Here is a 12,752-nt window from a genome sequence, read left to right on the forward strand (position 1 = left end):
ATTGGAGGGTTTTAATATGTCTGAAACAAATTTGTATGACCACGCCTATACGCTCGAACGTGCACTGCGAGAAACTCCGGAGTACACAACATTACAAGATTTATACACACAAGTGAACGCTGATCCAGCATCGAATGAACTGTTTGCTTCATTCCGTAACGTTCAACTTGAGCTTCAACAAAAGCAAATGGAAGGTGAAGAAATCACACCTGACGATATGGCTTCAGCTCAAGCAAAAATGTTGGAAGTTCAAAACAATCCACTCATCAGTCAATTGATGCAAGAAGAACAACGGATGCATACGATGTTGACGGAAGTTACTCAAATCATCATGAAGCCGCTCGAAGAACTTTATGCGCCAATGATGGAGCAAAATCAAGACGACGTGCAATAAGATGTAAACAGAGCCTCGGACAATGTCCGGGGCTCTCGGTGTGTAGACAAAGTGGCATTAGACAATAGAAGATTCTTTCTTTTTCGTCGCGTTTCTCTTAATTTGTACATAGATGATTCTGATTGTAAGAAGAACTTATGTTGAACTGCCCGCAACAGGCACAATTTTAGGTAAATAAGCACGTTCGAAATGAATCAATTTACCGGCACGCGTGACGCGGGCGCCTTTATGTTCGAACTGTCCTTCTTTGAGACGACGGATCCCTTCCTCCCTTGCATCTGAATCGTTAGGGGATTCAAACGTATCATCAAGTAAAGTTTCTCCACGGTCCGCGAATACAGTAAGTGTATAGAGCATGTCTCTTCCTCCTTTAGTAAAATAACTAATTCAAGTGTACTGAATAGTCATTCATTTTACAAGTAGGAGTCAATATCTTGCCATGTTAATTGTCTCGACTTTGGTGGTGCTTCAAGATGACTGACACTCATTCCGATTAAACGAATCGGACCCGTGAATTCGATTTCATTAAATAATTTTGTCGTTACCGTGAGTAACCGATCTTCGTCGTTCGTCTCTTCGAGAAAGGTGAAACGTTTTGAACGTGATTGGAATGTCTCTGTTTTCCACTTAACGGTGACCGTCCGACAAACGAGTTCTTTTTGTTGCAGACTACGGACGACAGATTGGGCCTCTCGCTTTAAGGTTTCGAAAATCGTATCAATATCTTCCGTATCTTCTTCGAAGGTCGTTTCAGATCCAATCGATTTGCGCTCACGGTGGGGACGGACTAAACGTTCGTCTTCACCGTGGGCCATCGTATACAATTCTGTTCCACGGTCCCGACCGAGTAATCCGCGGAGTTCTTCGACCGGTGACTGTTGGATATCAGCGACGGTCTCAAATCCATGTTTTCGAAGCGTCTGCTCGGTGACTTTCCCAACACCATGCAAGTCACCGATTTGTAAAGAAGACAAAAAGGGAAGTACCTCCTCAGGTGGGAGAACGGTTAAGCCGTTCGGTTTTTGATAACCGGAAGCAATCTTTGCGACGAGCTTCGAATTCGAGACACCAGCGGATGCCGTCAAGTCCGTCCGGCGTTTGATTTCAGCAAGGATATACTCTGCGATGTGGGTCGCACTCGTCATATTTAAATTATTCTCCGTCACATCGAGGTACGCTTCATCGAGTGATAATGGTTCGACAAGCGGTGTGACTTCAAGAAACAGTTCCATGATTTGCGCACTAACTGCACGATACACGTCGAATCGGGGACGGATGAAGACGGCACGCGGACAGAGCTGAAAGGCACGACGAGATGGCATCGCGCTGTGGACACCGTACTTCCGTGCTTCATAGGAACAAGTCGCGACGACTCCACGTGCATGAGGAGGGCCACCGACGATGACAGGAACACCCTTTAAGTGAGGACGATCGCGTTGTTCGACAGAAGCGTAAAAAGCGTCCATATCGATATGAATGATTTTTCGTCCCATCAAAGTCAGCTCCTTCCTGAAAGTAAGTATGATAAAATAAGTATAACGAACTTATGTTCCTACATCTATTTTTTTGTTCGTTTTTTAGGCATGCGAACGAGCGCACCAAGCCATCCACGCCATTTCATCCAATAAAAGATTCCGCCAGTCGTAATCAAGATGAGGGTAAGTGCACCTGCGTAACCATATTTCCAGTCGAGTTCGGGCATGTTCTTGAAGTTCATGCCCCAAATCGCGCCGAGGGCCATCATCGGGGTCGCGACAGCCGTGAAGATCGTCAGGGCCTTCATGATTTCATTTCCTCTAAAGTTCGAGACGGTCGTCGATAAATCGAGCAGAACCTCAATATCTTTTTGATAGTGTTCAATCAACATCAATAAACGCTCGACACGTCGTTTGGCAAGGCGAAACGGAAGATGTTGTTCAAAATCAGTGACTGCAACGAAGGCTTCTTGGCCTGCGAGAATCAATTCTTGAAAAGGGACGATTAAGTCGGACCAGTTCTCAATTGTATCGCGTAAGGCAAAGATGCTATCGAGTGAATTCTCATTGATGTTGCCCCGGAGTTCATCTTGTCGAGAAAAGAGTTCCGTTTCAAAGTCATCGATGCCTGAAAAGTACGTATTCATTTGTAACGAAAGAATCGCATAAAAGGCATCAAAAGCTGTTTTTGAGTCAAACGGTGCAGTCAGTGACATAATATGTTCAGAGAGTCCGATCGTGATGAGTTCAGTAGGCGTGATGTAATAGCAGATGAAGCGACGGTCGCTTTTGTCGTCAGGATTTTGCCAAGTCACGATTGAACCGTATAAGACACCGAGTTCTGCTCGGGTAAAGTTGACATCTTTTGTACGAAGCTGACGAACCCACTCAATTTTTGAGGGACTGACGGTCTCTTCGTTATTTAGTTGTTGGTCGTATTCTGATACAGTCATGTAGCGGTACCAGTTAAAGTGCGAATCGAATTTCATGTTCAAGGCTCCCATATAGTAGAATAAATAAGTGAATTGCAGTAAGCATAATGAAAAATATTAAAGATACGATTAACTTCTAAAATAAAGGACGTGTTGTGAAATGAAAGGTATTGGACAACTGGCAGTTGGAGAAATGCTTGATCAACGTGTGATGATTAAGCAGTCGATGAAAGGCATCGCGGCGAACGGAAAACCATATCTCACATTGATTTTAGCAGATAAGACAGGTGAAATTGAGACGAAGATGTGGGATACGAGTGATGTCGAAAAGTATGCACCTAAGTTCATCGTCCATGCGGCAGGTGAAGTGATGGATTATCGCGGCCGGACACAGTTGAAACTAAAACAAATTACGGTACTCGATGAGACCAATGTTGAAGAGTACATTCAGGCAGCACCGCTCCCGCGGGAACAAATCGAAACAGAAGTACTCCAGTACATCGAATCGATTCAACAAGCGGATATGAAAAAAATCGTCAAACACCTTGTCACTAAAAACTTTAATGCCTACTTTACGCATCCGGCGGCTGTTAAGAACCACCATGCGTTCTATTCAGGGTTATCGTACCACGTACTGTCGATGCTGAAGCTTGCCGATCAAATCGCGAAGCTCTATCCGACATTGAATCGCGATCTACTCGTAGCAGGTGTCGTGTTACATGATTATGCAAAAATAAAAGAGTTATCAGATCCTGTCACGCCAGAGTATACGCTTCCTGGAAAACTTGTCGGTCATATTTCATTAATGGTCGCAGAACTTGAAAAAGTCGGAGCAGAACTCGAGATTGATGCTGAAGTGTTGACGGTCTTACAACATCTAGTGCTCAGTCATCACGGTCGTCCTGAGTGGGGATCGGCAGTAGCACCTCAAATGCGCGAAGCAGAAGTGTTATTTTTAATTGATAACTTGGATGCACGAATGACGATGATGGATCGTCTTCTTGAATACGTGGAACCAGGACAATTCTCTGAACGTTCGTTTGCACTCGACAACCGTTCGTTTTATCGACCAAAATTATAATCAGCGGTAGGGGGAGAATAAAATGAAGGCAAAATTATTCGAAGCAATCGAAATTGGGAATGTGACGTTTCGTAATCGTGTCATCATGGCACCGATGTGTATGTATAGCGCGAAAGAAGACGGTAAGGTGACGGATTGGCACGTGACACATTACGCGTCCCGCGCAGTAGGGGGTGTCGGAGGTGTCATGTTAGAAGCGACAGCTGTGACACCTGACGGACGGATTTCAGCAGGCGATTTAGGAATTTGGTCAGATTCGCAAATTGAAGGCTTACGACGGATTGCGGAGCAAGTACAAGCAGCAGGGGCGAAAGCTGGCGTACAACTAGCACATGCGGGACGGAAAAGTACGACAGCACGTCCGCCTGTCGCACCGAGTCCAATTGCCTTTGATGATTCATATGGAAGTCCAGCCGAGTTATCTATAGAAGACATTAAAAAAATTCAGCAACAATTTATCGATGCAGCATTACGCGTTGAACAAGCAGGGTACGATTTCATTGAATTACATGGGGCACATGGCTATCTAATCAATACATTTTTATCACCGTTATCAAATGAGCGAAACGATCAGTATGGCGGATCGCTTGAAAACCGGATGCGTTTCTTACTTGAAATCATCGAAGGCATCCAAGCAAAATCGGATATCTCACTCTGGGTCCGGATTTCAGCAGCTGATCACGCACCGGGTGGGATGACAGCGACCGACTATATTCCACTTGCTGAAGCATTGCTTGAGCGGGGAATCGACTTACTGGATTGTAGTTCAGGGGCAGTTGTCGCAAATGCAGTTCCGGAAGTATACCCTGGTTATCAAGTTCCCTATGCTGCAGAGCTCAAGCAAGCGACAGGAATCAAGACAGGGGCAGTTGGATTAATTACGACAGCAACGATGGCAGAAGAGATTTTACGGAGTCAACGTGCTGATGTCGTATTACTCGCACGTGAACTCTTACGGCAACCGTACTGGGTTCATCATGCAGCGGCAGAACTCCATGATGAGGTCATCCTTCCGAAGCAATACGAACGTGCGCCCATTCGTTGATCAAAAAAGAATGGACTTAAAAAAGAATCACGCTTTCGCACATGCGCTTTTTTTCAGGCGGGGGAGTTGCTTCATCTACGCACTTGGCCGCCGTGTTCAGAAAATATGTATAGAAAACGCCGATGACTCCGTATAGAAAACGGAATCATCGGCGTTTTTTGATTACTGCTGTTGTTGCATCATTTGTTGCTGCATTTGTTCTTGTTCTTGTTTATCGAGATCAAATGCGTCTTTAAAGTCTTTATTTTCGACTTTGACATCGTACTCTTTCATCAATGCACGGTAGATATCGTTCGGATTGACTTGTGCTGCTTTTTCTTCAGCAAGTTCTTTTTTGATCCGGTCTTTTTCTTTTTCAAGTGTGAAATCTTTTTTCTCTTTACGATCCGTTACCTTGATGATGTGGTAACCGAATTGTGTTTTGATTGGATCAGAGATTTTACCTTCAACGCCATCTTTGAAGGCATACGTTTCGAATTCCTCGACCATTTTACCTTTTGTGAAGTAACCGAGGTCTCCACCTTTCGTAGCGCTACCTGTATCTGTCGATTTCTCCTTAGCGATTTTTGCGAAGTCTCCACCGTCATCTAACTCTTTTTTGATTGCTTTTGCTTCTGATTCTTTTTCGACAAGAATATGGCTTGCTTTTACTTCAACTTTTTCTTGATCGAAACGTTCTTCAATTTCTTTATCTGTTACTTTAGATTTTGCAGATTTTGCTTCTGTTAAGAGCATTTGTGTGCGAAGAACTTTTTCGAATTCTTTTTCACTTTTAATACCGGCTGTTTCCAATGTAGAGTTGAATTGCTCTTCATCCGGGAATTGGTCTTTTGTTTTTTTGACTTCTGCCTCTACTTCTTTATCCGTTACTTTTTTGCCATATTCTTTTTCAAGAAGCTCGTTCATTGTTTGTTGGAAAGCGATTTGTGCACCCGCTTTTTCATAGGCCTCTTCTTGGACATCAGCCTTGTTCACTTCGCCACCTTTATAGTTGATGACGGCTTCATCATTTGACCCACACGCTGCTAGTGTGAAAACACTTGCGACTGCTGCTGCACTTAAAAATTTCTTCTTCATACATACACCCCTAATTTACCATTTATTTCAACCGTTCTATCATATCATATCCTGGCTAGGTTGACAGCTGCACACCTTTTCAAAAGATGTTTGCTCTTTTCTATGCTATCACATTCATCATCAACAGCGTCGACTATTTTTATGGGAAATTGTGATGGGAATTCTGTCTTTGACACAGACTAGTAATGTGACCGTCACTCCACAAAACAGACAAAAAGCGCTCTAGGCAGAGGCTAGAACGCCTGATTTTTAAAAGCATCGAGTTATGCCTTTTTGATTGAATCGATGACAGGGTCTTGCGGGCGACGATCAGCTTCTTCTGTAATCATTTTCGACGTTTCAGCGAAGATATCCATGAAGCTGTCTCCGTATAAACGACGAACGATCGCAGAGATGTCCGTCAGCTCAGGAAACTTCCCGTATAATTCTTGAAGCGGGAGTGAGGCACGGAAGACACCGTTCTCTTCCGGACGGAACGCTTGAATGGTTTCAAGTAATAACGTTTCGCCGGCTGGTGTGAGTTGAACGTACGTATTTCGTTTATCCGTCTCTTTCTTCGAGAATGTCAACAGACCACGGTCTTCTAATTTTTTAGAGAAGTTAAACGCCGTTGAAACGTGCATGACACCGTACTTCGCGATCTCAGAAATCGAAGCACCACCTAAAGCATGTGAAATCCAGAGGATATGATGCTCATTGATGTTTAAATCAAAGGGCTTAATCCAATTTTGCCAATCTTTTTCTACCGTTTTCCATAGTGCTTTGCTCAGCTGGACAATTTTATGACTGTATAACAGTGCTTCTTGTCCAGGATATAATTTTTCATGTTCCATATCTGACTCATCCTTTCGAAAGGTGACGATGGCTAAAAAACGCAAAATGCAAACTATACAAAAAACAAATCGAAGCAATGGACCTTACTTTTGAGGAGAGAGGTGATCCGCATCTTGTTTCGCCTCATCAGCTAATTCTTGGATACGCGAAATGGATTCTTGAATCTCGGCTTGATACACAGAGACATCTTTCGTAACTTCATCTTTGAAGGTTGTACCGGAAATTTTAGCTGTCTCTATTAAGTTCTTGCCCTCCTGTGTTAAATCCTGCACGTTCGTTACGATTGTAGAATAAGAATTTCGACGTTGTTTACCATTCGAAGAGTCACTTTTAGTACCTTGGCGAAGCGCCTTCAAACCGTAAAAAGTCACAAGCGACAGCGTAGCACCAAAAGCGACCCAGTTACGTTGGGGACGCTTCGACATAGTTTACCTCCTTCTTTAATATTAAAATATTTGTTTCATATTATTTTACCGAAAATCCGATATTGGAAACCTATTTTGACAATATTTCTAAAAAAGGGTGTATGGAATAATGCATTCGAAGGTCTTTTTACAGGTGAGTCGAGATTGAATTTGCTAAAATGGCAAGCTCTTCAGCCGTGTAGTCTTCATTATGAACTTCCCATTTTGCGCCAAAACCATCATGTTTATCATGCCGTGGGATTAAATGAATATGAAAGTGTGATACGGACTGTCCAGCGACCTTGCCCGTGTTCGATAGAATGTTGATGCCAGCAGCTTGTGTTTCCTTTTGTAAGGCACGACTAATTTCCGGAACAACGGCAAAGACTGATTGAGCATCTTCGACGGATAAATCGTATACGTGATCTGCATGTTGTTTTGGAATGACTAATGTATGACCTTTTGTAACTTGAGAAAGATCGAGGAATGCAAGAACCTCATCATTTTCAAAGACTTTATGGCTAGGTACTTCGTGCTTAGCAATTTTGCAGAAAATACAGTTATCTTTTTGCATAGGGATTACTCCTTTTATAAAAATAGAATTATCTCCATCTTAAGTGTGATTGACAACGTAATCAAACGTTTTTACACTTAGATACACAAGATTAAAGAAAGTAGGGAACTCACGATGCCGTCTCGTATGACGTTACATGAACGAAGGAAAAAACGAAATCAGCGTTTGCTCATCATCGGAATCGTTCTCCTCTTAGTTGCAGGGGGAGTCTGGGGGTACGTAAGCCAAATCAAGCCGGCTGCTGAGCGAGAGCGTACAGAAGCTGTTTTTGTGAAAGCCGTGAACGATCAGGACCGGGCTGCGTTCCAAAAACTCGTCTATGAAGATGATCAGGTCGTATCGATTGCGGAAGCAACTCGTTTGATGAAATGGTTTCAGGCAGAGGATGGACGTCTCAGCCGAGCAGCGGCGGAGATTAGAGCCGATCAGCAAAACTACCCTGAACCTACAGCAGAGAAAAATGAACAGGATTTGTTCGAGCTAAAAAAAACAGCAGGGCGCTTTTGGTATGACGAATATGTGCTTCATCTAAATAAACAGCTACTTCAAGTAACGAGTGATGTACCAGAGACGACCGTCTTCATAGATGATGAAGAAGTAGGCGTCCAGGAGGATGAGCCGTTGAAAATCAAACGTTTTCCGGGTGAGTACGATGTACTTGCAAGTGTCGAAGCCAATGGTAAGACAGGACGAGACCGTCAAACCGTTCAACTGGGAGACGAAAAAACAACGGAAGTAACGTTTAAGTTAGCGAAGCAAATCAAACCAGACGTCACGGAGCAGTATGGATTAGACATCGAAAAATTGTTAGAAACTGAAGTCGAGGCAAGAACAGGCAAGTCGATCGACGCGATGACAGCTTATTTGGATGAGAACCGTTCTTCTGTTGAAAAAGAATTTGGTCCTCCCGCATCAAATGTAGCAAATCGTGCAGTGTACGACGGTTTTGAAGTGACGTATGCAAACAATGATGTAAAAAGCATCATGATTGATTTAAATAAGACACCGTCTGAGCTTGAAGCAGTCGCCGGTAAACCGGAATCGAAAAGTAATGAATCGATCGGGACCGTCTGGGAGTACCCGACAAGCTTCTTTGAAGATATACTAGGGTGGCTTAACTTACGGTCAGAAAAAAGAGTAATCGAGCGTTCGGATAAAATGTGGTTAGAATTGCGCTGATGGTACAAAAAAAGCACTGGTAACGACTTTGAGAACTTCGAGTCTGTTACCGGTGCTTTCATTTATTATTTTTTGTTCACTGCACGAAGAATGAACGAAACGATTAGAATCAAGATGATTGCTCCGAGTAATGCTGGAATAATCGCAAATCCTCCGATAACTGGTCCCCAGTCACCTAAGAGAGCTTGACCGATCATGGCCCCGACGAAACCTGCGATGATGTTACCGATGATACCACCGGGAACGTCTTTACCAAGAATAAGACTTGCCAACCAACCAATGATACCACCGACGATTAAAGCCCATAAGAATCCCATTTAAAACACTCCTTTTTTAGTTTGAATAAGGTCTCAAGTAATTAGTTTTTATTACCGTTTACGAACTGAACGAAGAACGAGTGATACGATGAAGATTAAGATGATTGCACCAATGATGGCAGGAATGACTGCGAAACCGCCGATAGAAGGTCCCATGTCTCCGAAAATTGCTTGTCCGATCATTGAACCGATGAAACCAGCGACGATGTTACCGATGATGCCGCCAGGAACGTCTTTCCCGATAATTAAACTCGCTACCCAACCAATTAAACCGCCGACGATTAAAGCCCATAAGAATCCCATTAAAATACACTCCTCTGAATTAGTAGTTGTAGTTACTGTTACTTATTTTTTGTTTACTGAACGAAGAATCAACGATACGATGAAGATTAAGATGATTGCACCGATGATTGCAGGAATAACTGCGAAACCGCCGATGTCAGGTCCCATGTCTCCGAAGATGGCTTGTCCGATCATTGAACCGATGAAACCAGCGACGATGTTACCGATGATGCCGCCAGGAACGTCTTTCCCGATAATTAAACTCGCTACCCAACCAATTAAACCGCCGACGATTAAAGCCCATAAGAATCCCATTAAAATACACTCCTCTGAATTAGTAGTTGTAGTTACTGTTACTTATTTTTTGTTTACTGAACGAAGAATCAACGATACGATGAAGATTAAGATGATTGCACCGATGATTGCAGGAATGATCGCGAATCCACCAAGGTCAGGTCCCATGTCCCCGAAGATGGCTTGTCCGATCATTGAACCGATGAAACCTGCGACGATGTTACCGATGATGCCGCCCGGTACGTCTTTCCCGATGATTAAGCTCGCTACCCAACCAATTAAACCGCCGACGATTAAAGCCCATAAAAATCCCATTTAAAAACACTCCTCTAATTTAAATTGTTATTCGATGATAATGATTACTTGCGAATGGCACGAAGAATCAATGACACGATGAAGATTAAGATGATTGCACCTAAGATTGCTGGAATGATTGCGAACCCGGCAAGATCAGGTCCCATTGAACCGAAGATTGACTGTCCGATGATTGCGCCGATGAAACCAGCGATGATGTTACCGATGATGCCACCAGGAACGTCTTTCCCGATGATTAAACTTGCTACCCAACCGATTAGTCCACCAACGATTAAAGCCCATAAGAATCCCATTTGAAACACTCCTTTTCATACTTAGATTTACCTGTTTTCAGGTTGTTATAAACACTTTGAAAATGAATGACTCATAAACGTAATTTTTGATGAGAAGTAAAACAATACAAGTAGATAAGATAGCTAGACGATTAGACCAGTTACTTCTCTATAAAACGTTTGATGTAACATACACTTTCAATTTTTGTAAATCGTTTTTCATATATTGATGTAACGATTACACTTAGAGTAATTGCCGTAATAAGATGTATTGAAACCTTTTCTTTTAAAAAAAATCATCAACAGTAGAAAAACAAGGATGAATTGTCTAGGATAGTTAATGAGAGGAGTGGCTAGATTTGTTATTAGAAATTAAAGATCTTTCAGGTGGATATGGATCGAAAACAGTGTTGCATCATATTGATATAGCAGTAAAGCAAGGGGAGTTAGTTGGACTGATTGGATTGAATGGTGCCGGGAAATCGACGACGATTAAGCACATATTAGGATTGTTACCCATTAAGTCAGGTGAAATCTTGATTAACGGTGTCAGTCTGTCAGCTGATGAACAAACGTACCGGAAACAAGTGGCATACATCCCGGAACAGCCGATGTTATACGAACAGTTGACTCTTCGAGAGCACCTTCGCTTAATGGCGCAAGGGTATGATGTCGATGAGAAAACAGCACAAGAACGAATCGAACATTACACAGAGCGATTGCGGATGACGAAACAGCTGGAATGGTTTCCAAGTGTATTTTCTAAAGGAATGAAACAAAAGGCGATGATTCTCTGTGCTTTAATCACAGGCAGTGAGTTATTGATTGTTGACGAACCGTTTGTTGGTCTCGATCCACTAGCGATCCGGGAATTGTTGAATATTTTTAGTGAATTAAAAACCGATGGAAAAGGTATTTTAATGTCCACACATATTTTAGAGACTGCGGAGCGGCATTGTAATCGATTTATTCTCCTTCACGATGGACATATCGCAGCAGAGGGGACGACCGAGGAATTGCGGAAACGTTTTGATTTAACGGATAGTTCGCTTGATGACATTTATGTAGCTGCCATTGAGGAGGCAGAAGGATGACGAGTGCTACCTTATGGCGAGAACGCTATCAAGCTGCGATGTCGGAAATGACCAAGTACACGAAGTACATGGCGAACGGTGGGTTGTTATTTACGGTCTACTTCGTCGTATTATATGCTCTCGTCGTCTATGGGCGGTTTCTGAATCAAATCAATGGCGACTTTCCTGGAAATCTGCTGATGGGCGGTTTATTCATTATCATCGCCTTTTATCGGACGGCACGAACGTTCTTAGTCGAGGCTGACCAAGTATTTTTATTGCCGAACTTGCCGCAACTTAGTTCTTATATGAAGCGGGTCCGACTGTACAATGCTTTTTTAGGAATGGTTCGAGTTGTCATTCCGTTTTTAGCAATCGCTGTCCTTTATGTAAGAACGGAATCAACGAGTCCGCTTGAGATGATCGTATTATTTTTCGCTCTCGCGATGATTGGTGCGAGCGCGAACCTATCGAAACTAGAAGCGATTCCGCACCGGCTTGTCGTTCTGTATGCAGTGGGCGCAGGGATTTTAGTGATGATTGATATGCCGTTTTTCAGTATAGTGATTACGAGCTTACTGCTCGTCACGCTGCACTTAAAAAAATATCAGCAGTTACCGCTGATGGAATGGATTGCAATCGAGCAGGAGTCGCGTGATCGTTTCTACCGGATTGCGAACTGGTTCGTTGATGTTCCACGCTTATCGAAGACGTATAAACAACGCCGTATCTTAAGCCAACTCGTCGAAAAAATTCAATTTGATAAAAAACAAACGTTCGACTACCTTTACATGAAGCAACTCATTCGTAGCACAGACGGAATTGGATTGATTGTTCGGCTCACATTGATTGGAGCAGTCTTCATCTGGCTCGGAAAAGATAATCCGTGGCTTGTCACGTTTGCAATTCCTGCCTTCAGTGGTTTGACGAGTTTTCAATTGGCGCCATTTACACGTGCAATCGATTCGCATTTGTTAACGCGCTTGTTGCCTTTTGGAGATGCGAATAGATCTCGTAAAAAAGTCATCCGGGTCGCGTCAATCCTTCAGATTATCGCATTAGCATTAATCGCTATATTAATGAACGGGCAACCTATCGTCTTGGTTGGGGCAATCATCGCCATTGCCGTTAGTGAAATGTATCTCAGAAAATGAAATGTAATGTAATGTATGACAGACTAACCCCCGATTTCTCGTTCCTAAGT

18 protein-coding genes are annotated in these 12,752 nt (G+C 43.0%); 6 read left to right on the forward strand and 12 right to left on the reverse strand.

The genetic code is table 11. The features are described from left to right. Positions 1-16: 16 nt before the first annotated feature. Entirely contained in the window at positions 17-394 is a 378-nt protein-coding gene (locus KNP88_RS06130; protein WP_029332804.1) for a YlbF/YmcA family competence regulator, read from the forward strand. Positions 395-529: 135 nt separating this feature from the next. Here the strand turns inward: KNP88_RS06130 and KNP88_RS06135 are convergent, their stop codons facing one another. From KNP88_RS06135 to KNP88_RS06145, 3 genes are all read right to left on the reverse strand, one after another. Beyond that, the gene (locus tag KNP88_RS06135; RefSeq protein WP_029332805.1) at positions 530-751 is read right to left on the reverse strand and encodes a YhzD family protein; all 222 of its coding nucleotides are present in this window, start codon (positions 749-751) and stop codon (positions 530-532) included. A 56-nt stretch (positions 752-807) separates the two neighbouring features. Then, positions 808-1,887 carry a DNA polymerase IV gene (dinB, locus tag KNP88_RS06140; RefSeq protein ID WP_251137149.1) on the reverse strand — a complete coding sequence of 360 codons (1,080 nt, stop codon included), beginning with the start codon at positions 1,885-1,887 and terminating at the stop codon, positions 808-810. Positions 1,888-1,952: 65 nt separating this feature from the next. Then, a complete protein-coding gene (locus tag KNP88_RS06145) occupies positions 1,953-2,858 on the reverse strand; it encodes a magnesium transporter CorA family protein (RefSeq protein ID WP_214892890.1) in 906 nt (301 codons plus the stop codon). A 103-nt stretch (positions 2,859-2,961) separates the two neighbouring features. On the opposite strand from KNP88_RS06145, the gene KNP88_RS06150 reads away from it, so the two are divergent. After that, positions 2,962-3,882, forward strand: a complete 921-nt coding sequence (locus KNP88_RS06150) for an HD domain-containing protein (protein WP_029332810.1) — start codon at positions 2,962-2,964, stop codon at positions 3,880-3,882. 22 nt (positions 3,883-3,904) lie between these two features. After that, positions 3,905-4,927: an NADPH dehydrogenase NamA gene (namA, locus tag KNP88_RS06155; protein ID WP_214892893.1), complete on the forward strand. Its 1,023-nt coding sequence runs from the start codon at positions 3,905-3,907 to the stop codon at positions 4,925-4,927. Between the two features lie 162 nt (positions 4,928-5,089). On the opposite strand, the gene KNP88_RS06160 is transcribed toward namA, so the two are convergent. From KNP88_RS06160 to KNP88_RS06175, 4 genes are all read right to left on the reverse strand, one after another. Continuing rightward, complete coding sequence (locus KNP88_RS06160; protein WP_214807438.1) at positions 5,090-6,004, reverse strand: peptidylprolyl isomerase; 915 nt, start codon at positions 6,002-6,004, stop codon at positions 5,090-5,092. 263 nt (positions 6,005-6,267) lie between these two features. After that, positions 6,268-6,837 carry an HTH-type transcriptional regulator Hpr gene (locus KNP88_RS06165; RefSeq protein WP_029332813.1) on the reverse strand — a complete coding sequence of 190 codons (570 nt, stop codon included), beginning with the start codon at positions 6,835-6,837 and terminating at the stop codon, positions 6,268-6,270. An 84-nt stretch (positions 6,838-6,921) separates the two neighbouring features. Then, positions 6,922-7,263, reverse strand: a complete 342-nt coding sequence (locus tag KNP88_RS06170; protein WP_029332814.1) for a hypothetical protein — start codon at positions 7,261-7,263, stop codon at positions 6,922-6,924. 127 nt (positions 7,264-7,390) lie between these two features. Next, the gene (locus KNP88_RS06175) at positions 7,391-7,816 is read right to left on the reverse strand and encodes an HIT family protein (protein ID WP_029332815.1); all 426 of its coding nucleotides are present in this window, start codon (positions 7,814-7,816) and stop codon (positions 7,391-7,393) included. A 114-nt stretch (positions 7,817-7,930) separates the two neighbouring features. Between KNP88_RS06175 and KNP88_RS06180 the strand changes: the two genes are divergently transcribed. Beyond that, positions 7,931-8,995, forward strand: a complete 1,065-nt coding sequence (locus KNP88_RS06180) for a TcaA second domain-containing protein (protein ID WP_214892896.1) — start codon at positions 7,931-7,933, stop codon at positions 8,993-8,995. 65 nt (positions 8,996-9,060) lie between these two features. Here the strand turns inward: KNP88_RS06180 and KNP88_RS06185 are convergent, their stop codons facing one another. The 5 genes from KNP88_RS06185 to KNP88_RS06205 are packed head-to-tail and all read right to left on the reverse strand — an operon-like array spanning position 9,061 to position 10,496. Further along, entirely contained in the window at positions 9,061-9,312 is a 252-nt protein-coding gene (locus KNP88_RS06185) for a GlsB/YeaQ/YmgE family stress response membrane protein (protein WP_029332817.1), read from the reverse strand. Positions 9,313-9,363: 51 nt separating this feature from the next. Then, complete coding sequence (locus tag KNP88_RS06190) at positions 9,364-9,615, reverse strand: GlsB/YeaQ/YmgE family stress response membrane protein (RefSeq protein WP_088836457.1); 252 nt, start codon at positions 9,613-9,615, stop codon at positions 9,364-9,366. Positions 9,616-9,657: 42 nt separating this feature from the next. Then, complete coding sequence (locus KNP88_RS06195; protein WP_088836458.1) at positions 9,658-9,909, reverse strand: GlsB/YeaQ/YmgE family stress response membrane protein; 252 nt, start codon at positions 9,907-9,909, stop codon at positions 9,658-9,660. A 42-nt stretch (positions 9,910-9,951) separates the two neighbouring features. Beyond that, positions 9,952-10,203, reverse strand: coding sequence for a GlsB/YeaQ/YmgE family stress response membrane protein (locus tag KNP88_RS06200; protein WP_214769857.1), 252 nt, complete (start codon positions 10,201-10,203; stop codon positions 9,952-9,954). Positions 10,204-10,247: 44 nt separating this feature from the next. Next, positions 10,248-10,496, reverse strand: a complete 249-nt coding sequence (locus tag KNP88_RS06205; RefSeq protein WP_088836460.1) for a GlsB/YeaQ/YmgE family stress response membrane protein — start codon at positions 10,494-10,496, stop codon at positions 10,248-10,250. A gap of 338 nt (positions 10,497-10,834) precedes the next feature. Here KNP88_RS06205 and KNP88_RS06210 point away from each other — a divergent pair, with 338 nt between their 5' ends. Together KNP88_RS06210 and KNP88_RS06215 are read left to right on the forward strand one after the other, a co-directional pair. Then, positions 10,835-11,569 (forward strand): ABC transporter ATP-binding protein, encoded by a 735-nt coding sequence (locus KNP88_RS06210; RefSeq protein WP_088836461.1) that lies wholly within the window; start codon positions 10,835-10,837, stop codon positions 11,567-11,569. Next, complete coding sequence (locus KNP88_RS06215; RefSeq protein ID WP_214892899.1) at positions 11,566-12,702, forward strand: ABC transporter permease; 1,137 nt, start codon at positions 11,566-11,568, stop codon at positions 12,700-12,702. The genes KNP88_RS06210 and KNP88_RS06215 overlap by 4 nt, the downstream gene beginning before the upstream one ends. Positions 12,703-12,752 lie beyond the last annotated feature (50 nt).

Source organism: Exiguobacterium sp. H66 (assembly GCF_018618705.1).
GTDB lineage: Bacteria > Bacillota > Bacilli > Exiguobacteriales > Exiguobacteriaceae > Exiguobacterium_A > Exiguobacterium_A oxidotolerans.

What these genes read in the sequence shown, in the direction of transcription:
- KNP88_RS06175 (WP_029332815.1), bottom strand. Translation starts at nt 7,816, where the DNA reads ATGCAAAAAGATAACTGTATTTTCTGCAAAATTGCTAAGCACGAAGTA.
- KNP88_RS06215 (WP_214892899.1), top strand. Translation starts at nt 11,566, where the DNA reads ATGACGAGTGCTACCTTATGGCGAGAACGCTATCAAGCTGCGATGTCG.
- dinB (WP_251137149.1), bottom strand. Translation starts at nt 1,887, where the DNA reads ATGGGACGAAAAATCATTCATATCGATATGGACGCTTTTTACGCTTCT.
- KNP88_RS06135 (WP_029332805.1), bottom strand. Translation starts at nt 751, where the DNA reads ATGCTCTATACACTTACTGTATTCGCGGACCGTGGAGAAACTTTACTT.
- KNP88_RS06160 (WP_214807438.1), bottom strand. Translation starts at nt 6,004, where the DNA reads ATGAAGAAGAAATTTTTAAGTGCAGCAGCAGTCGCAAGTGTTTTCACA.
- KNP88_RS06165 (WP_029332813.1), bottom strand. Translation starts at nt 6,837, where the DNA reads ATGGAACATGAAAAATTATATCCTGGACAAGAAGCACTGTTATACAGT.
- KNP88_RS06195 (WP_088836458.1), bottom strand. Translation starts at nt 9,909, where the DNA reads ATGGGATTCTTATGGGCTTTAATCGTCGGCGGTTTAATTGGTTGGGTA.
- KNP88_RS06190 (WP_088836457.1), bottom strand. Translation starts at nt 9,615, where the DNA reads ATGGGATTCTTATGGGCTTTAATCGTCGGCGGTTTAATTGGTTGGGTA.
- KNP88_RS06200 (WP_214769857.1), bottom strand. Translation starts at nt 10,203, where the DNA reads ATGGGATTTTTATGGGCTTTAATCGTCGGCGGTTTAATTGGTTGGGTA.
- KNP88_RS06185 (WP_029332817.1), bottom strand. Translation starts at nt 9,312, where the DNA reads ATGGGATTCTTATGGGCTTTAATCGTCGGTGGTATCATTGGTTGGTTG.
- KNP88_RS06130 (WP_029332804.1), top strand. Translation starts at nt 17, where the DNA reads ATGTCTGAAACAAATTTGTATGACCACGCCTATACGCTCGAACGTGCA.
- namA (WP_214892893.1), top strand. Translation starts at nt 3,905, where the DNA reads ATGAAGGCAAAATTATTCGAAGCAATCGAAATTGGGAATGTGACGTTT.
- KNP88_RS06170 (WP_029332814.1), bottom strand. Translation starts at nt 7,263, where the DNA reads ATGTCGAAGCGTCCCCAACGTAACTGGGTCGCTTTTGGTGCTACGCTG.
- KNP88_RS06205 (WP_088836460.1), bottom strand. Translation starts at nt 10,496, where the DNA reads ATGGGATTCTTATGGGCTTTAATCGTTGGTGGACTAATCGGTTGGGTA.
- KNP88_RS06180 (WP_214892896.1), top strand. Translation starts at nt 7,931, where the DNA reads ATGCCGTCTCGTATGACGTTACATGAACGAAGGAAAAAACGAAATCAG.
- KNP88_RS06145 (WP_214892890.1), bottom strand. Translation starts at nt 2,858, where the DNA reads ATGAAATTCGATTCGCACTTTAACTGGTACCGCTACATGACTGTATCA.
- KNP88_RS06150 (WP_029332810.1), top strand. Translation starts at nt 2,962, where the DNA reads ATGAAAGGTATTGGACAACTGGCAGTTGGAGAAATGCTTGATCAACGT.